Below are 19,098 nucleotides of genomic sequence, written 5' to 3'. Positions count from 1 at the left end.
CATTTTGCAGGTGACATCAGGCCGTGCAATTTTCGTTATGACAAAATATCCAACAGGACCGCAAGAAAATTATTTATGTTTTTTTATTTGCAAATGATATTTTATGTCACTCGGCCACTGTGGATGCACATATCGCCGGTTCACTCCCAATTCACCGGCCACACGGTAGCCGGATTGCAAATACCGCTCAAACACGAAAGAATGCGCAATGATATATAAGTACATCAGAAACAGCTTTATCGCAAGTTTGTGCTGTTTTCCTTTAATATTTTGTACGCCATTAGCGCATGCACAGGGTAGTTTTGCGCGCGCCGATTATGTTGCGCTGACGAAGCTTTCTACAACAGCCCCTCTCGTCGCCCGGGTTCGAGTAAAAGATTCGATTCCGCTACCGGCCGAGCGAGCACCTGGCATCCCTCCGGACAAGGTTCGCCTGTATATTGAAGCTGAAGTCATCTCCCTCATCCGAGGCAGAAGCGGTATTGGCGAGTCGATTCGCTATCTTGTCGATGTCCCGCGCAGCGACCGTGGCAAAGCACCCAAATATAAAAAACGTGAGTTCCTTATATTCGCAAAGCCCGTGCGTGGCCGTCCCGGGGAAATCCAGCTTGTCGGCAAAAATGCACATATGGCCTGGACGCCTGACACCGAACAGCGGACCAAAAATATCCTGCGGGAAATTGTCAGCCCGGATGCGCCACCCGACATTACAGGTATAAGGGAAGCCTTGCACGTCCCCGGCAATCTTCAAGGCGAGGGCGAAACCCAGATCTTTTTGAAAACCGAAAGTGGCGCCCCTGCCTCCATCACCATATTGCGCCGTCCAGGCATAGTGCCGCAATGGGCCGTATCACTGACGGAAATCCTGGATGAATCTGCACGTATTCCCGAACGCAACACTCTATTATGGTATAAGCTCGCATGTTTCCTGCCGGAAAAACTGCCATCCGAATCGCTCATCAGCGATAATGCACGGGCCAATGCACTGGCCCGCACAGATTATCAGTTTGTGCGCAGACAGCTTGGCCCCTGCGGCAGTTAAGGCGAAACAAGACAACTGGTTTATTAGTTGTCCGTTCAGGAAGCGGAGTCTGCGCAAGATTACGTGCACGTCACGCAATGAAGTTTCACTTCATTTTGCAGAAGCAAATTTATCCTGACGAAGGGCTGGTATTTGCGCACTTATAAGGTATGGACCGCGTTAGAGACTGCGGCCGTGACCGTATGATAGCGTAAATGAACGGACGATCCTGATGGCAAAAACATTGAATATCGCACTTGCGGGCCTGGGCACGGTCGGCACAGGTGTTATCCGCCTGCTAACGGAAAATGCTGATTTAATTACACGCCGCGCAGGCCGCCCCATCAAAATTACGGCCGTCACTGCGCGCGACCGTTCCAAGGATCGCGGAATCGATCTTTCTGTCTATGACTGGGAAGATGACATGTCCGCGCTTGCTGCCCGCGATGATGTCGATATAGTTGTCGAACTGGTTGGCGGATCGGACGGCCCTGCCCTCACATTGGCACGTGGCAGTTTTGCAGGCGGCAAATCCTTTGTCACCGCAAACAAGGCAATGGTCGCTCATCACGGTTTATCACTCGCAAAAAGCGCGGAAGAGGCTGGATTGAGTTTCAAATATGAAGCCGCAGTCGCAGGCGGCATTCCAGTTATCAAAGGGTTGCGCGAAGGCGCAGCAGCAAATGCGATTGAGCGGGTTTATGGCATCCTCAACGGCACCTGCAATTACATTCTTTCCACCATGGAAAAAACGGGACGCGGTTTTGACGACGTCCTCGCAGAAGCGCAGCAGCTAGGATATGCCGAAGCCGACCCCGGCTTTGATATTGATGGTGTTGATGCCGCGCACAAGCTCTCCATCCTATCTAGCCTTGCCTTTGGTGCGGAAATCGATTTCGACGCCGTTGAACAGACAGGCATCCGGAAAATACTGGCAGCCGATATCGCCCAGGCAGATACGCTGGGATATCGCATCCGCCTGATCGGCATTGGTGAGATTGACCGCAAAAGCGGCGATGCAAGGTTGTTCCAACGCGTCCACCCATACCTGGTCCCGCTTTCCAATCCATTGGCGCATGTTTCCGGGTCAACCAACGCCGTTGTCGCCGAAGGCAATTTTTCAGGCAGGTTATTGTTTCAGGGCGCGGGCGCAGGTGACGGCCCCACAGCGTCTGCTGTTGTCGCCGACATCATAGACATTGCACGCGGTGAAATTGGCCCGGCCTTTTCCATGCCGGTGGCCAGTCTTGACGCGATGGATAAAGCCGAATCGGGACATCGGATGAGCAAGGCCTATCTCCGCTTTGAAGTCAGCGACCAGCCTGGTGTTCTGGCTGAAATCACCGCTGCCATGCGTGATGCGAATGTTTCTATTGAAAGCCTGATCCAAAAGGGCCGCAACAAGGATGGCGCGGTGCTGGTGGCAATGGTGACGCATAAAGGGCCAGAGGCCAATATTACTGCATCACTTGAGGCGTTAAAAGGCTCCAAAAGCCTGGCCGGTGACCCTATGGTGATTCATATACTAGGCGCCTGATACGGGTTTAAGCCGAACATTAGGATAGATAAAATTTATTCGGGCTGCGCCTGGCTTTCGGCTTGTCGTTTGCGCTCATCTTCTGCTGCCTTGCGCGCCAGCTCAAGATATTCCTGATCAACGACCGGCAACTGGTCGGCTGTATATGGCACAATAGGCTCTTTTGGGCACGGCCCAAGAAAACAACCGCGCGCCACAACAGGCCCGTGATTAGGTATTCCAAATACGTTTGGTGCATCGGGCACTCCACCCTTGATAGCTGTGCGTTTTTCACGAAAACCCTCGGCCTGCCTGTATTTTGTGTTTATGTCGCGCTCGCCGCATATGACAATTTCATCGACACTCTCGCGTTTGCAACGGTCACGAATCGCCGTTGTTTTTGCTTTGCCGCGCGCAACGATATCAGAGACTTTCGCATCAATTTCACTTTGTTCGCGATCAGGTGATTGGGCAGCGGTAACCATTAGCAGCATGATCGGAAGGAAAGTGAAAATCTGTAATCTCGACAAGGAAACATCCCTCCCCTAAAGAGCATCATATTTGATTGCTGCGGATCAACAGTATCGCGGCCATATGTAACACCAGATGAATGGAAACCCATGACCGACCAATCCCAAATGCCTAATAGCGACCTTCTTGACCGCGTCCTTGTCCTTGAAATGGTGCGTGTTACCGAAGCCGCCGCAATTGCCGCAGCAAAGTTGATCGGACGCGGCGATGAGGATGCCGCCGATGCTGCTGCGGTAGAAGCGATGCGCGCATCGCTGAATAAGCTCTATATTGACGGCACTGTTGTTATTGGTGAAGGCGAACGCGATGAAGCACCGATGCTCTATATCGGTGAAAAAGTCGGCACGGGCGAAGGCAAAGCGCCGAAAATTGACATTGCGCTTGACCCGCTGGAAGGGACAACCATCACCGCCAAGGCAGGGCCAAATGCGCTCGCGGTGCTTGCCATTGCCGAAGAAGGCAACCTGCTCAACGCCCCCGATGTTTACATGGACAAGATGGCTGTTGGCCCAGGCTATTCTCCCGATATCATCGACCTGGACAAATCAGTCCGTGAAAATGTCGAAGCCGTGGCAAACGAAAAGGGCGTTTCACCTGCGGACATTATCGTCTGTGTACTTGATCGCCCCCGTCATGAAAAACTGATTACAGAGCTGCGCAAAATCGGCTGCGGTATCATGCTTATTCCCGATGGCGACGTTGCGGGTGTTATTGCCACCACCGACGAAGACACCACGGTCGACATGTATATGGGTTCTGGCGGCGCACCTGAAGGCGTGCTTGCGGCCGCGGCGCTACGCTGTGTGGGCGGGCAGTTCAAGGGGCGGTTATTGTTTCGCAACGATGACGAACGCGCGCGGGCCGCCAAATGGGGCATTGAAGACCTCGACAAGATCTATGATCTTAAGGAGCTTGCCAAGGGTGACTGCATATTCGCAGCCACCGGTGTGACGGACGGATCGCTTCTTGATGGCGTCAAGAAACTGCGCCGCGGTGTCATGACCACCGAAAGCGTCGTAATGCGCGCATCCAGCGGCACGGTGCGCTGGGTCAAGGGCGAGCACCGGACCTAAAACTCAAACACGCATTCATGCATAGTGGTTTGGGGAGGCTGCTGTACGAAAGGTTATTCCATGCAACACACCTTCTTACCGCTACGTATGGCGCCTCTGACAGCATTGCTATTTCTTTTGTCGGCCTGTGTTTCCGGCGTGGATTATGGTCCTGTTCCGCATGGCGACTATGTTGCCGAACCGCGCTGTAATCCGGTCAGCAGCAATCCGCAGGCCATGGCAGGAAAAGAATATTTCTTTGCCACCACCCGCCTGCCCGACTGCCGCACACCAAGCATCACGCTGACCAACAAGCGTACAGACAGGATGCGTTTTGGTCGCTTTGCCGAAGCCACAAAGGCCGTCAATGCAAAGGGAAATAGCCAACGCGTAATCCCGCTTGCGTTTGAACCAGAGACATCATGGTGGGACGCATTGGGCAAAAGAGCCGGCAAAAATGGCCGCGTACTGCTTTATGTCCATGGCTATAAGGAGCGGTTCCCGCGCACTTCACGCGATACAATTCAGATTGCGCGGCTTACTGAGTTCGAAGGACCGATGGTCCTCTACACCTGGCCCAGTCATGGCTCAGTACTCAGCTACGCTGTGGATGAAGCCAATATGTACTGGGACGAACGCAACTTTCGCCGGTTCCTCAACAAAATGGCACAGCAACCATGGATTAAGGAAATTGTGCTTGTCTCGCACAGCATGGGCGCACGGCTTGTCCTTCCAGCCGTAGATTATGTCGATCGCAACTCATCCAGCGCGGATTCGAGTAATATCTCCAACATCATCCTCGCCTCACCCGATATAGACCGGCAAAAATTTGAACGCGATATTGCCGAAGAAGTGCTTTCCGCACGCCGCGTCAATAATGACCGCCGCCTTACAGTCTATGTTTCCGCCAAAGACCGCGCCCTGGAAACGTCACGGCGTATCCATGGCTATCCACGCCTCGGCACGCCCTATTGTTTCGATCCGTTTCGCGCGACGGAACTCAGACAGCAAGGACGCCCTGAACGTTGTTATGCCTTGGAAGCGACATATGACGCACCGCCTGCCAAGAAGGGCATGACCATTGTCGACACGACCGAAGTCAGTGACAGCAATTTCGGTCATTCCGACTTTATCCAAAGTGCAGCAGTCTGTGCGGATTTCAAGCAGGTTGTGAAAAGCGGTATGCGCGGAGCCAACCCAAACCGCATTTCAACACACCTTGACTATGTATTCAGGTTGCGGCCGTTGGAAGAAACGGAAAACAGCAATTTGTGCATGGCAGGCAAGAAGAACAAAAACCGGTTAGAGGCAGAGGCGGATTAAAAAACGCCAAGCGCAAGCCCTGTAGCTAATGCCTTGCCGGTTTCCCTGCATTTCATCAGGTCAGCTTCCCCAATGGTCTTGGTCTTTAATATCTGTTCAGGGGTTTGTGCATGGGTGCACACAATCTGTGTATCAGCGACTTTCCTGAGCCGCCATCCAGTAGCAATCCGTTCCAGCTGTTGCATCGCATTTTTACCATCTGACCCGGCACAGATCATTGCTGCGTATGGTCGCCCTTGGATACGGCCCAGTACCGGGTAATAACATTCGTCCAGAAACAGTTTCATGCCGCCCGCAATTGCTGCCAAGTTTTCCGGGCATATGAATAGATAGCCATCTGCGGCAAGCATATCCTCCGGTCCAGACTCGCCTGCGTGCCTCAGGATAACCCGCACATCCGGTTCGTCCTGCGCCGCCTGTGCTGCCGACCTTGCCATCGCCGCGCTACCACCGGTCTTGCTGTAATAGACGATAAGCAGCGTTTTCATCGATTGCATCTCCTACTTGCTCAAAGACAAGCTATCAGAAACATGCAGCCTATGGGACCCATTTTACCGCTTGCCCCGCAGGCCTCACTCCTCCTAGGTTGCACGAGTATATTGGAATGACAGGGAGCAGACGCACATGCCACATATTCTGAGACGGACATGGCTGTTTATCGGCTGCACTGCGTTCACCCTCACCGGATGCCAGGAATTACAAGCGCCTTCTGAACAAACAGCCACAGCGCAAATCCCCGAACTGCGTACAGGCATTACCACTGACCGTTTCGCCATAATGGCGCTGCAATGCGTCCACCGCAAATATCCCAATAAGGTCAGCCACGTGCTCGCCGGTGATGAAGATGCCAGGCCCCCACACGCGCTCTACCCCGCATTTTACGGCTGTTTCGACTGGCACAGTTCAGTGCATGGCCACTGGTTGCTTACGCGCATATTGAAAACCGATGCCAACAGCCCGATGCGCGATGCCATATTGGCGGCACTGAATAAAAGCTTCACACAGAAAAATATTGCTGCGGAAACAGCCTATTATGCCGCCGAAGGTCGTGCCAGTTTTGAACGGCCTTATGGCATTGCGTGGTATCTGCAACTGGTCACTGAGCTGCATGAAAGCGATGATCCCCAACTACGTAGGTACCGTGAAATCCTGCGCCCGCTGGAGGAGTCTATTGTGGAACAGGTTACAGGCTGGTTGCCCAACCTTGCCTATCCAATCCGGCTTGGCACACATAACCAGAGCGCCTTCGCATTTGGCCTGATGCTCGATTACGCACGCACTGTGGGCAATAAAGGGCTCGAAAACATGCTTATTGACAAGACGCGCGAATTCTATGCTGGCGATGTGGATTGCCCGCTCGCTTATGAGCCATCAGGCGAAGATTTCCTCTCTCCCTGCCTGATGGAAGCCGACTTGATGCGCCGCGTAATGGATAGCAGCGAATATGCCAGTTGGCTCAGCGGCTTTTTGCCAAGTATCCCGTCAAATGGCAGCGCAGATTGGTTGGAGCCGGGCATTGTCCGTGATGCCACTGATGGCAAGCTGGTTCATCTTGACGGTGTCAACTTGTCGCGTGCATGGGCGCTGGAAGGCATCGCTTCCGCGTTACCCGAAACCGATGCCCGTCGTACCGCGCTGCTAGCCGCTGCCACAAAGCATGAGAAGATCGGCATAGCCGCCGTTAGTGACGAACATTATGCTGGCAGCCACTGGCTTGCGAGCTTTGCCACCTATCTTGAAACGAAGCGGGGAATTATAGTCGCCGAATAACCGGTCCTAAATACATGATATTTATATCACCACCTGCACTAGATGCTTTCAATGTATGAATCTGCTTGCTATTCCTGCCCCATGACTTGCTGCAACCACCCCCAGTTTTACGTAACCATTGTTACCTTTTTCAGGTAAAACTGACGATGCATGACACCCTGCCAACCGCGCTTAATATCGAACGATCCATCACCGGACAGACATGGCAGTGGCGCGGCGGCAATGGCGATGTACGCTCTTCGCAGGATTTCAGGCCCGATGACCTTGTTACCCAGCTTTTGCTGAGCCGCGGTGCACCACGAGCAGAACTGGAGCAATACCGTAATCCCACCATACGCGGCTTCATGCCTGACCCGGCAGTATTCCGCGACATGGATGCAGCTGCGGAGCGGCTGGCGCAAGCCATACTGACCAGTGAAAAAGTGACAATTTACGGCGATTATGACGTTGATGGCGCCACCAGTGCGGCTGTGCTGATTCGGCTGCTCCGTGAGCTGGGGCTGGCCGCCGGGGCCTATATTCCAGACCGGCTAATGGAAGGTTACGGCCCGAGTGGTGCTGCCTTGGTCAAACTTGCTGAACAAGGCTCAACACTGATTGTCACAGTCGACTGCGGTGCCATGGCTTTCGATGCGCTGGCACAGGCCAAAACAGCGGGCGTCGATGTCATTGTGGTCGACCATCATAAATGCGCGGCCGAGCTTCCGGAAGCCCTTGCACTGGTTAACCCGAACCGGCTTGATGAAAGCGATGCGGGCGCCGTGCACGGCCATCTTGCCGCTGTGGGCATGGTTTTTCTGCTGGGTGCGGCACTGATCCGCACGTTGCGCGGCCATGGCTATTTTTCGGATCGTGCGGAACCCAAACTGCTCGAACTGCTGGACCTTGTCGCTCTGGGAACCGTAGCCGATGTTGCCAAGCTGCAGGGGCTGAACCGGGCTTTTGTCGCGCAAGGCCTCAAAGTCATGGGGCAAGGCCGAAATACCGGTATGAACGCCCTGATCGAAGCGAGCCGTCTCACCCGCAAACCGATCTGTTCCGACCTGGGCTTCGCACTTGGTCCTCGCATCAATGCCGGGGGCCGTGTCGGAAAATCGGACCTGGGCGTGCGCCTGCTGACCACAGAAGATGCAGAAGAGGCGCGACAGATTGCCGGCGAGCTGAACCAGCTCAACGAGGAACGCCGCGCGATAGAAGCGCATGTGCAGGAACAGGCCGAAGAAATGCTCGCTGCCCAGCATAACCGCGCGGTTATGGTGCTATCCGGCAAAGGCTGGCATCCAGGCGTCATCGGCATTGTGGCGGGCCGCATCAAGGAGAAAACAGGCAAACCCTCGCTTGTCATAGCGGTGGACGATAATGGCACAGGCAAAGGATCGGGCCGTTCGATTTACGGTGTCGACCTGGGCGCGGCAATTATCGCGGCCAAGGATGAAGGCTATCTGGTCGCGGGTGGCGGCCACGCCATGGCGGCTGGACTTACTGTTGAAGAAGACAGGCTGGCAGATTTTGCCGATTATCTGGACGACCGGCTGGGCCGCGATGTGAGTGAAGCTTCCGCACATAAATCCCTGTTGCTCGATGCTGTCGTCGCCCCTGGCGGCGTCACACCCGACCTTGTGACAGCAATGGACACTGCCGGTCCCTATGGCATGGGTTGGCCCGCCCCGCGTATCGCCACAGGCCCCGTGCGCATTATCAAATGCGATGTGGTCGGCACCAACCATCTGCGCACCATTGTTGCCGGTGATGATGGCCGTTCGATCAAAACCATTGCTTTCCGGCAGGCAGATTCCGAATTGGGTCAGACTTTGCTGGCCGCGCCGCGTGACCGCAAGCTTTGGATTGCAGGCCGCGTAAAAATCGATGACTGGGGCGCACGCCCGGCCGCAGAATTGCATCTGGAAGATGCGGCCTGGATAGAATAAAAAGAAATCCAAAAAAACCGATAGAATCACTTGACCTAGGCAAAACTACCCCCTAATTGCGCAGTTCGCTGACCAAGCAGATTGGTATGGCCCCTTCGTCTAGCGGTTAGGACGCGGCCCTTTCACGGCTGAAACACGGGTTCGATTCCCGTAGGGGTCACCATTTTTCAATATATCTACAGCAACCTTCCTGCAGGCCATTTGGCTTGCCTGTACGCGCGCAGACAATATGTTCGGGATAACCATTACATCTGTATTTGAATGTCATAGCTTTCGGGGCTAATCATGCCGTGTCCACACACAGCATGGAGTCGACATTGCCCCGCACATATATCCTGTCCGATATAAAGATCGCACCTTTCATATCAAAGGGCAGCGATGAATATGTTGGCGATGGCATTATTGCCGTGGATGGCGAGACGATTGGCTTTATCGGCGATGCGGATGACTTGCCGCAGCAATACCGGGAGAGCGAAGTGCGCGCTCTGGGCGGGAGGCTGGTGACACCGGGCCTGATCGATTGCCATACGCATCTGGTTTACGGCGGATCTCGCGCCCGCGAATTTGAAATGCGGCTGACCGGCGCGAGTTACGAAGATATCATGACGGCGGGTGGCGGCATATTTTCCACTGTGGAGGCCACCAGACGAGCATCAGAAAGTGGGTTGCTGGCATCAGCCCTGCAGCGGGTGGATAACCTGATCCGTGAAGGCGTCACGACCATTGAAGTCAAGTCAGGCTACGGACTGGACACAGAGACCGAGCTGAAAATGTTGCGTGTTGCGCGCAGACTGGGCGAGGAACGGCATATCCGGGTGCGCACGACATTTTTGGGTGCACATGCCTATCCCAAAGATATGGGGGCGGATGACTATCTAGAACAAATATGCCTTCCCACCATGGAAGAGGTTGCTGCCGAAGGCCTCGTCGATGCAGTGGACGGGTTTTGCGAAACAGTTGGTTTTACTCCGGCGCAAATAGAACGCGTGTTTAATGCGGCAGAAAAATTAGGTTTGCCCGTAAAATTGCATGCTGAACAACTGTCCGACCAAGGCGGTGCGGCCTTGGCGGCAAGCCATAATGCGCTTTCCGCAGATCATCTGGAATATTTAAGCGATGCGGGCATTGCTGCCATGGCGGATGCGGGAACAGTGGCGGTGTTATTACCCGCAGCCTTCTATGCGCTCAGGGAAACGAAACTGCCGCCTATCCAGAAACTGCGCGATGCAGGCGTACCTATGGCATTGGCCACTGATAGCAACCCCGGCACATCGCCTATGACATCGCTACTGCTTACCATGAATATGGGTGCAACTTTGTTCGGCATGACACCTCAGGAATGCCTTGAGGGTGTGACGGTCCATGCTGCGCGGGCGCTGGGCCTGAACGATTGCGGGCAGATCAAGGCAGGTAAGCACGCAGACCTTGCGATATGGAATTTTAGCGATCCTGCTGAAATGAGTTACAGAATAGGAGATGCGCCTTTGCATATGCGGATTTTTGGAGGAGAGACATGCTGACATTATCCCCCGGCAATGTGAGCCTGAAACTGCTCGAACGTATCTGGCGCGAGGAGTTGCCGGTTACGCTGGATGCGGACGCCCGTATGCGGATTGATGCGTCGGCAGCGCGGATTGATGCGGCCGCAAGCGGCAATGAAGCGGTTTACGGCGTAAATACCGGATTTGGCAAGCTTGCCTCTATCCGTATCGCGGCGGAAGATACGGCGACGCTGCAACGCAATCTTATCCTGTCACATTGCTCTGGCGTTGGCCCGGATACACCGCGCGCCATTAAGCGGTTGATGATGGTGCTCAAACTCATCTCGCTGGGCCGGGGTGCATCAGGCATACGGCCAGAAACGGTAGACTTGCTCGAAGCAATGTTGGCGAAAGTTGTAACACCTGTCATTCCTGCACAGGGGTCTGTCGGTGCTTCAGGCGATCTGGCCCCACTGGCGCATATGGCCGCCGTGATGATGGGTGAAGGCGAAGCGGAATTTCAGGGTGAAATCCTTTCCGGTGGCGCGGCGCTTGAAAAAGCAGGACTCACCCCCGTCACACTCGGCCCGAAAGAGGGTTTAGCGCTTATCAATGGTACACAGTTTTCGACCGCCCATGCGCTGGCAGGGCTTTTTTCTGCGTGGCAGGCGGGTTGTACGTCGCTGCTTTCGGCCTCCATGTCGATAGATGCAGCCATGGCTTCGACTGCGCCGCTAATCGAGGAAATTCATACCCTGCGCGGACACCCCGGACAGATTGGCGCAGCAGCCACAATGCGCACACTGCTCCATGATAGTGAAATCCGCGAAGCGCACCGCGCCGACGACCCGCGCGTACAGGACCCCTATTGTATGCGTTGCCAGCCTCAGGTGGCAGGCGCGGCGATGGATATGCTGGTCCATGCCGCCATTACGTTGCGCCGCGAAGCCAATGCGGCAACCGACAACCCCCTGGTCCTATTGTCCGAAGACCGTATTGTTTCAGGTGGCAATTTCCATGCCGAGCCCGTGGCTTTTGCCGCGGATATGATTGCGCTGGCACTGGCCGAGATTGGGTCGATATCGCAGCGGCGCATTGCCCTGCTTGTTGATCCCACGCTCAGTTTCGACCTACCCCCTTTTCTCGCTGAAGATCCCGGTCTCAATTCGGGCATGATGATTGCCGAAGTAACCAGCGCCGCATTGATGAGCGAGAACAAGCATCTCGCAAACCCCTGCTCGACCGATTCCACGCCAACCAGCGCCAATCAGGAAGATCATGTCTCCATGGCCGCGCATGGCGCGCGCCGTCTGGGTACTATGGCGGAAAACCTGTTTCGCATACTCGGCATTGAGATATTCTGCGCTGCCGAAGGCATCCGCTTCCGCAGCCCCCTCAAGACAAGCTCTCCGCTCGCAAATGTATGTGACAGGCTCCATGAGGATATTGCCCCGCTCACCAAAGATCGTTTCCTCGCACCCGATCTTGAGACCGCTGCACAGCTTGTCGGGCACGGTGAGCTGCTTGATAAAACAGATATAGATTTCCCTTGCCTTGAGGAGATGATGCATGACTGACCGTACCCATAACAGCCGCGCCGTTTATCCCCCGACCGGAACTAAGCTCAACACCAAAAGCTGGCTTACCGAAGCACCGCTCAGGATGCTGATGAACAATCTACACCCTGACGTTGCGGAAAATCCCGATGAGTTGGTTGTCTATGGCGGCATTGGCCGTGCAGCCCGCAACTGGGCCGCATTTGATGCGATTGTCGAAAGCCTGAAAACACTGGAAACCGATCAGACTCTGCTGGTGCAGTCAGGCAAGCCGGTTGGCGTGTTTCGTACGCATGCCGACGCACCGCGTGTGCTGATCGCCAATTCCAACCTTGTCCCACACTGGGCCAATTGGGACCATTTCCACGAGCTCGATAAAAAAGGTCTGGCCATGTATGGGCAGATGACCGCGGGGTCATGGATATATATTGGTACGCAAGGGATTGTGCAGGGCACATACGAGACTTTTGTCGAAGCCGGGAGGCAGCATTATGACGGCAACCTTAAGGGACGCTGGATACTCACCGGCGGCCTGGGCGGAATGGGCGGTGCACAGCCGCTTGCCGCTGTGATGGCGGGGGCATGTTGTCTCGCCATAGAATGCGATGAAACTCGTGCCGATTTCCGCCTGCGTACGCGCTATGTCGATGAGAAAACGCACGACCTGGATGAAGCACTGGCGATGATCGATCGCTGGACAGCGGCGGGTGAAGCCAAATCGGTGGCGCTTATCGGCAATACCGCAGAAATCGTGCCAGAGCTGTTTCGGCGCGGCGTCCGCCCCGATATCGTAACCGACCAAACCAGCGCGCATGATCCTGTGCATGGCTATCTACCCATCGGCTGGAGCGTGGCTGAATGGCGCGCCAAGCAGGAAAGCGACCCCAAGGCCGTAGAAAAGGCCGCGCGGGCCAGCATGAAAACCCATGTCGCGGCAATGGTTGATTTCCATAAGGCCGGTGTCCCCACCGTCGATTATGGCAATAATATCCGCCAGGTCGCACTGGAGGAAGGGCTGGAAGATGCTTTCGCCTTCCCCGGGTTTGTCCCTGCCTATATCCGGCCGCTGTTCTGCCGCGGTATCGGTCCATTTCGCTGGTGTGCACTTTCCGGCGACCCGGAGGATATTTACAAGACAGATGCCAAGGTGAAAGAACTTATCCCCGATGACCCGCACCTGCATAACTGGCTCGACATGGCGCGTGAACGGATCAGTTTCCAGGGGCTGCCCGCACGGATATGCTGGGTGGGCCTGGGGCAGCGGCACAGGCTGGGCCTCGCCTTCAACGAAATGGTGCGCAATGGTGAACTGAGCGCGCCGGTCGTGATTGGCCGCGACCATCTTGACAGCGGGTCGGTCGCTTCTCCCAACCGCGAAACCGAAGCGATGCAGGACGGATCGGACGCTGTGTCCGACTGGCCATTGCTGAACGCGCTGCTCAATACAGCGAGCGGTGCAACATGGGTCAGCCTCCACCATGGCGGCGGCGTCGGCATGGGCTTTTCACAGCATAGCGGCATGGTGGTATGCTGTGATGGCAGCGAAGATGCGGATCGCCGCATTGGCAATGTATTGTGGAATGATCCGGCGACTGGCGTGATGCGCCATGCCGATGCAGGCTATGAAATCGCGTTGGACTGCGCGCGCGAGCATGAGCTTGACCTTCCTGGCATTTTGCCAAAAGGGTAAGACACAGCCATGCCGGTAAACATCATCCCTCCCCAGCCCTGGACCGGACGCTCTGACCCCGAAGACGGACCAGATGCACTGCGGCTTCATCACCTTGCTGGCAAGGGCGATGCCAACCGCGCCGTGATCGGTTTTGCCAGCGATGCCGGCGTTGCCCGCAACAAGGGGCGTATCGGCGCACATGATGGACCGGCTGCAATGCGAAAAGCGATGGCAGGCCTTGCTGCGCCCCAGAACCCGGTGCGTTTTACCGACCTCGGCGATATCGAGGTGCTGGGTGATGATCTTGAGGCAGGGCAAATCGCACTGAGCGAAAAGCTGCATCAAAACCTGACACAGCATGGGCGCATCATTGTGCTGGGCGGCGGGCATGAAACTGCGTTTGCAAGTTATAGCGGCCTGGCAAAGGCTTATCCGGATAAACGGATCGGCATCATCAATCTGGACGCGCATCTTGATTTGCGGTTGCCGGGTGGAAACGGCCCTTCATCGGGCACACCCTTTGCACAGATCAGGGCACTTGCCCATGAAAAGTTCGATTATCTGTGCATTGGCGTTGCCGAAGAATCGAACACACAGGCACTTATGGACCGTGCCCGGGAATGGAATGTCGGTACTGTGTCCGATCACGCGTTAATCGCGGACAAACATGCCGCAGACGACGCGGTCTCCGCCATTATCAAACGCTCCGATCTTGTCTATCTCACCATAGACATCGATGTGCTTCCACATTTTCAGGCACCCGGCGTCAGTGCGCCAGCCGCGCGAGGTGTCCCGCTCGAGATCATAGAGTATTTGGTTGTCACAGTTCTGACAGAATGCAAAAAAACCGCTACGCCATGTCCATTGGCCGATATTGTCGAATTGTCCCCGCCACACGACATGCAGAGTGTAACAGCAAAAAGCGCTGCGCTGCTTGCAAGACGGCTGCTTATGTCCGCCAGCTAATATGCCCTCAGGTCAGGCGGATACAATCGACAATCGCGCCTTCATCCTGTGCGGCCATATCCGGCGGACAGCGGATCAGGCAATTGGCAGTGGAAAGGCGCGATAGCAGGGAACTATCCTGATTATCCGCAGGGCTTACAGTGACAATCCCGGAATCTGAGACTTCATATGTCCCGCGCATATAATTTTCCCTCTGTCCATTGGCTTTCAGCGGACTGGCAAGTCGGGCCTGTAATGATGCCGGTCTATCATCACTGCTGCCGCCCAGCCGGTTTATCAGCGGCTGCAAAAACAAGGTCGCGCATACAAGTGCGGATGCAGGATTGCCGGGCAGGCCGAGAACATGAGTTTCCCCCAATGCGCCGAACCATGTTGGCTTGCCGGGTTTCATCGCAATTTTCTGAAACAGGAACTGGCCATTCATCCGCTCAAACGCCGTACGGACATGGTCATGGTCACCAACCGATGCTCCGCCAACCGACATGACAATATCAGCATCCAGACCCGCTTCAAATTTTGCCACGACTTTTTCCAGCGTATCCCCTGCCTTGCCCAGATATACCGGCTCTCCGCCCCACTCCCGGATCATTCCGTCGAGCGCAAAACGGTTGGAACCAATTATCTGCCCGTGCTGCAATTTCGACCCGAGCTCGACCAGTTCATCACCATTGTCGAAATAGGCAATTACGGGCCGCCTGAAGACACGAACATCGGCGATGTTGGCGGCGGCAAGCAAGCCGACATCAATAGCGTTCAGGCGCGCACCCCCACGTTTAAGGATATCGCCTTCACAAAAATCAATGCCCGCCCTGCGGATATTTGCGGACACGGCCTGATCCGCACACGTGGTTATGGTGCCGCCTTTACGTTCCACATTTTCCTGGATAATGACATGGTCAGCACCTTCCGGCACAACGCCGCCGGTGAAAATGCGGATCGCGGCCTCTGGATCAAGCAATTGGCCTGCCGCTTCACCTGCCCGGGATTCGCCAATGACCTTCAGTTTTGCGCCAGCATGGCGGACGTCTTCGAGCCGGACAGCATAGCCGTCCATCGCGGAGGCCCTGAATGGCGGATGTGTTATGCGTGCAGGAATATCAGCCGCGCAGATCCGGTCCAGTGCCTGATCCACCGTGACGGTTTCCACCTGTCCCAGCGCGCTGATCGCGTCAATGATATGGCGTGCTTCATCAGCCGAAATCATGATACTGGCCGTTCAAAATCACCCGATTTCCCGCCTGTTTTCGAAACGAGCTGAATATCCGCAATCGTCATATCCTTATCAATCGCCTTGGCCATGTCATAGATGGTCAGGCAGGCCACAGATACTGCCGTCAGCGCTTCCATTTCCACGCCTGTCTGTCCGGCCGTCCTGACAGAGGCGGTAACATCAATCGCGGACGCCTCATCATTGAAATCAGTCTGCACTTTTACGCTGCTGAGAGGTAGCGGATGACACAGAGGTATCAGTGTCGCTGTCTGTTTAGCGGCTTGTATCCCCGCCAGTTCGGCAATCACGCGGACATCCCCTTTCTTCACACCCTTGCTGCGCAAGGTGCGATAGGCAGCCTCCGTAAAGAGCACCCTGCCCCGCGCAGCCGCCGTCCGGACATTTTCAGGCTTGCCGGATACATCAACCATCTGCGGACGGCCTTCGCCATCGAAATGTGTCAGTTCATCTTGTCGTTTTTCCTGCATTGTCACTCCAAACCCCTGATCGCCACGAAATTCCCGATAACTATATCAGCCTCTTCCATCACAGCCATGTCCTTACAAGCAGGCGGACAGCCACAACAAGTATTAGTGCCGCCGTAGCGCGTTTGATGAATGTCTGGCTCAGCGAAAAACTGCCCAGCCGCGACCCTATCTGTCCGCCAATCAGGACCGCAATAAACAGCGGAAGATATTCGCTGATATTGCCCGTCGCTGTCTCTAACCCCGTTTTCATGATCTGTCCTGTAAGACCCGCCAGTGAGTTGACCAGGATGAACAGACTGCACGTGGCGGCAATCAGTCTGGCCGAGCCCCAGCGTGTCAGATAGAGAATGGGCGCAAGGAAAATCCCGCCACCAATACCCACTATGCCGGAGAGAAAACCTATCCCGCCGCCCACAAGCAACGTGGCCGGTGTCGGCACGTTCCGGCTTTCATCCCCAGCTTCAACAGGTTTCCAGTTAAGCAGCAAATGGGTGCCTGCAGCCACCAGCGCGAAGCCCAACAGCGTTACCAGTAGTTTTTCAGGTATCACAAGGTTCCCGCCCAGCCATGCCGCTGGCACTGAAATCAGGATGAGCGGCCAAGTACGCGCAAGATTAATATGCCCTGCCCGTGCAAATTGCCAAACACCGCCGGTAACCACGATAATGTTGCATATAAGCGAAAGTGTGGGAACAGACTGATAAGTGATACCTGACAGGATCAACAGCGCGGTATAAGTCGATCCGCCGCCGAAACCCACTGAAGAGTAAAGCAAAGCCACCAGGAAGAAAAATACCGCTAGCCATATAATAGCAGCCATCAGCGTTTAACTCCAACGCGACCGGTCGTGATGATCTTTCGCACCCGGCTCAACCCAACGTTCGCCTTGCTGCGAGAACTCTTTTTTCCAGAAAGGCACATCGGTTTTGAGGAAATCCATCAGCATGTCACAGCTTTCAAAAGCATCGCGCCGATGCTTGGCGGCGGTTGCAACCAGTACTATCGGCTCTCCCACCTCCACACGGCCGATTCTGTGTACGATGCGCAGATCCAGCAGGTCCCATTGCCGCCGCGCCTTTTGCACAGCCTCTTCAATGGCTCCCCGCGTCAGCGTAGAGTGATGCTCCAGAATCAGGGCTGAAACACCCACATCACCCTCACCGCGCACAAGACCGGTAAAACTTGCCACGGCACCCACCCCATCTACGCCTTCGGTAAATTCCCGTAATAGCCGGTAAGGGTCAAATGCTTCCGCGCTCAGCGTAATCAACTTACCCTCCACTAAAGGGCGGCAGGAATTCTATCCTGTCCGCGTCCGAAATCGGCATGTCTGTCTGTACAATAACATCATTCAGGACAATTTTCGTCCGTGCGTTCAAAACCATTTCGGAAAACCCCGCATATAGCTTGCCAAGATACGACACCAATTCCTTCAGGCTTGTAACCCCTTCAGGTAATCCCAGCTCCAGGCTGGGACCAATAATATCTTGAAACTTCCCGTAAAAAATGATCTCAGCCATTCAACCTCCGGTCAGCGACATGGTGCGCAGGACGGCGGGTTTCTGCGCCTGTCGGTCAATAGCAAAGTCATGACCCTTGGGCTTTTGCAATATGGCCCGATCAAGTGCAGCGTTGATTGCCACCGAACCTTGATCACGTAGCACGGCGCGCAGATCCATACGATCTTCCTGCCCCAGACACATGTAAAGCTGTCCCGTGCAGGTCAATCGCACACGGTTGCAGCCATCACAGAAATTGTGCGTGAGTGGCGTGATAAAGCCTAATTTCCCGCCTGTTTCTTCTATCTCAACATATCGAGCAGGTCCGCCTGTGCGCATCATCAACGGTTTCAGCGTCCAGTTTTCTTCCAACCCGGCGCGCACTTCGGAGAGCGGCAGATACTGGTCATACCTATCTGCGCCGACATCTCCCATCGGCATGATTTCTATCAACGTCATATCGTGGCCTTGCGCATGTGCCCATGCGATCATTGCCGGCAGTTCATCCTCATTTATGTCCTTAAGCGCAACGGTATTCAGCTTTATCCTGATGCCTTCAGCCTGTGCTGCGTTAATCCCGCGCAGCACATCCGCCAGCGCGTCACGGCGCGTTATTTCATGAAACTTGCGCGGATTGAGCGTATCGAGCGAAACGTTGATACGTTTGACACCTGCTCTCGCCAATCTGCGCGCATGTCTGGCAAGCTGCGTGCCGTTTGTAGTCAATGTGATTTCTTCCAGAACCCCTGAAGCTACCTGCTCTCCCAAACGGTCGATTAGCGTGTCTATGCCTTTGCGCACCAAAGGCTCGCCGCCGGTCAGCCGTATCTTGCGTACGCCGCGTAAGATAAAGGCTGTAACAAGCTGCTCCAGCTCTTCAAGCGTCAGCAGATCTGCGCGCGGCAGGAAGCGCATTTTTTCCGGCATGCAGTAATTGCAGCGCAAATCACACCTGTCCGTTACCGAAACCCGCAAATAGGTAATTTCACGTCCGAACCTGTCAATCAGCGGCCTGTTATCGCGCGCGCCGCTTTCAACCGAGATAATATCGGGCTGCCGATCGGAGTCGGGAGGAAAAGAAGCGT

General features: G+C 55.1%; 18 protein-coding genes and 1 tRNA gene. 11 read left to right on the top strand and 8 right to left on the bottom strand.

Annotation, left to right across the window (positions count from 1 at the left end; genetic code table 11):
* Window positions 1-208 precede the first annotated feature (208 nt).
* On the top strand, window positions 209-1,042 hold the full coding sequence (locus G6Q15_RS04110) for a hypothetical protein (RefSeq protein WP_240330744.1): 834 nt from the start codon (window positions 209-211) through the stop codon (window positions 1,040-1,042).
* A 211-nt stretch (window positions 1,043-1,253) separates the two neighbouring features.
* Window positions 1,254-2,558, top strand: a complete 1,305-nt coding sequence (locus tag G6Q15_RS04105) for a homoserine dehydrogenase (protein ID WP_164115972.1) — start codon at window positions 1,254-1,256, stop codon at window positions 2,556-2,558.
* 35 nt (window positions 2,559-2,593) lie between these two features.
* Here G6Q15_RS04105 and G6Q15_RS04100 read toward each other — a convergent pair whose 3' ends face one another.
* Window positions 2,594-3,067, bottom strand: coding sequence for a hypothetical protein (locus G6Q15_RS04100; RefSeq protein ID WP_164115970.1), 474 nt, complete (start codon window positions 3,065-3,067; stop codon window positions 2,594-2,596).
* A gap of 90 nt (window positions 3,068-3,157) precedes the next feature.
* Here G6Q15_RS04100 and glpX point away from each other — a divergent pair, with 90 nt between their 5' ends.
* Window positions 3,158-4,141: a class II fructose-bisphosphatase gene (glpX, locus tag G6Q15_RS04095; protein ID WP_240330743.1), complete on the top strand. Its 984-nt coding sequence runs from the start codon at window positions 3,158-3,160 to the stop codon at window positions 4,139-4,141.
* 60 nt (window positions 4,142-4,201) lie between these two features.
* Window positions 4,202-5,443 carry an alpha/beta hydrolase gene (locus tag G6Q15_RS04090; protein WP_164115967.1) on the top strand — a complete coding sequence of 414 codons (1,242 nt, stop codon included), beginning with the start codon at window positions 4,202-4,204 and terminating at the stop codon, window positions 5,441-5,443.
* Here the strand turns inward: G6Q15_RS04090 and G6Q15_RS04085 are convergent.
* A complete protein-coding gene (locus tag G6Q15_RS04085) occupies window positions 5,440-5,931 on the bottom strand; it encodes an NAD(P)H-dependent oxidoreductase (RefSeq protein WP_240330742.1) in 492 nt (163 codons plus the stop codon). The genes G6Q15_RS04090 and G6Q15_RS04085 overlap by 4 nt on opposite strands.
* A gap of 136 nt (window positions 5,932-6,067) precedes the next feature.
* Between G6Q15_RS04085 and G6Q15_RS04080 the strand changes: the two genes are divergently transcribed.
* The 7 genes from G6Q15_RS04080 to hutG all read left to right on the top strand — a co-directional run bounded on the left by G6Q15_RS04080 (window position 6,068) and on the right by hutG (window position 14,816).
* Window positions 6,068-7,213 (top strand): DUF2891 domain-containing protein, encoded by a 1,146-nt coding sequence (locus G6Q15_RS04080; protein WP_164115963.1) that lies wholly within the window; start codon window positions 6,068-6,070, stop codon window positions 7,211-7,213.
* Window positions 7,214-7,371: 158 nt separating this feature from the next.
* Complete coding sequence (gene recJ / locus G6Q15_RS04075; RefSeq protein ID WP_164116484.1) at window positions 7,372-9,141, top strand: single-stranded-DNA-specific exonuclease RecJ; 1,770 nt, start codon at window positions 7,372-7,374, stop codon at window positions 9,139-9,141.
* An 88-nt stretch (window positions 9,142-9,229) separates the two neighbouring features.
* Window positions 9,230-9,304 (top strand) — tRNA-Glu (locus tag G6Q15_RS04070).
* 154 nt (window positions 9,305-9,458) lie between these two features.
* Window positions 9,459-10,661 (top strand): imidazolonepropionase, encoded by a 1,203-nt coding sequence (gene hutI, locus G6Q15_RS04065; RefSeq protein WP_240330741.1) that lies wholly within the window; start codon window positions 9,459-9,461, stop codon window positions 10,659-10,661.
* The gene (hutH, locus tag G6Q15_RS04060; protein ID WP_164115958.1) at window positions 10,655-12,199 is read left to right on the top strand and encodes a histidine ammonia-lyase; all 1,545 of its coding nucleotides are present in this window, start codon (window positions 10,655-10,657) and stop codon (window positions 12,197-12,199) included. The genes hutI and hutH overlap by 7 nt, the downstream gene beginning before the upstream one ends.
* Window positions 12,192-13,868, top strand: a complete 1,677-nt coding sequence (hutU, locus tag G6Q15_RS04055) for a urocanate hydratase (RefSeq protein WP_164115956.1) — start codon at window positions 12,192-12,194, stop codon at window positions 13,866-13,868. Before hutH ends, hutU begins: the two co-directional genes overlap by 8 nt.
* Before the next feature lie 9 nt (window positions 13,869-13,877).
* A complete protein-coding gene (gene hutG, locus G6Q15_RS04050) occupies window positions 13,878-14,816 on the top strand; it encodes a formimidoylglutamase (protein ID WP_164115954.1) in 939 nt (312 codons plus the stop codon).
* A gap of 7 nt (window positions 14,817-14,823) precedes the next feature.
* Here the strand turns inward: hutG and glp are convergent, their stop codons facing one another.
* From glp to moaA, 6 genes are read right to left on the bottom strand one after another with little or no spacing between them, the layout of a single operon-like run.
* Window positions 14,824-16,020 carry a gephyrin-like molybdotransferase Glp gene (gene glp, locus G6Q15_RS04045; RefSeq protein ID WP_164115952.1) on the bottom strand — a complete coding sequence of 399 codons (1,197 nt, stop codon included), beginning with the start codon at window positions 16,018-16,020 and terminating at the stop codon, window positions 14,824-14,826.
* Window positions 16,017-16,514 (bottom strand): cyclic pyranopterin monophosphate synthase MoaC, encoded by a 498-nt coding sequence (gene moaC, locus G6Q15_RS04040; RefSeq protein ID WP_164116481.1) that lies wholly within the window; start codon window positions 16,512-16,514, stop codon window positions 16,017-16,019. The genes glp and moaC overlap by 4 nt, the downstream gene beginning before the upstream one ends.
* 58 nt (window positions 16,515-16,572) lie before the next feature.
* On the bottom strand, window positions 16,573-17,334 hold the full coding sequence (locus G6Q15_RS04035; RefSeq protein ID WP_164115950.1) for a sulfite exporter TauE/SafE family protein: 762 nt from the start codon (window positions 17,332-17,334) through the stop codon (window positions 16,573-16,575).
* A 6-nt stretch (window positions 17,335-17,340) separates the two neighbouring features.
* Window positions 17,341-17,784, bottom strand: coding sequence for a molybdenum cofactor biosynthesis protein MoaE (locus G6Q15_RS04030; protein WP_164115948.1), 444 nt, complete (start codon window positions 17,782-17,784; stop codon window positions 17,341-17,343).
* A 1-nt stretch (window position 17,785) separates the two neighbouring features.
* Window positions 17,786-18,034 (bottom strand): MoaD/ThiS family protein, encoded by a 249-nt coding sequence (locus tag G6Q15_RS04025; protein ID WP_164115946.1) that lies wholly within the window; start codon window positions 18,032-18,034, stop codon window positions 17,786-17,788.
* The gene (gene moaA, locus G6Q15_RS04020; RefSeq protein WP_205518093.1) at window positions 18,035-19,057 is read right to left on the bottom strand and encodes a GTP 3',8-cyclase MoaA; all 1,023 of its coding nucleotides are present in this window, start codon (window positions 19,055-19,057) and stop codon (window positions 18,035-18,037) included.
* Window positions 19,058-19,098 lie beyond the last annotated feature (41 nt).

Source organism: Sphingorhabdus sp. Alg239-R122 (assembly GCF_900537065.1).
Lineage (GTDB): Bacteria > Pseudomonadota > Alphaproteobacteria > Sphingomonadales > Sphingomonadaceae > Alg239-R122.
This window is presented reverse-complemented; position numbering and strand designations above follow the sequence as displayed.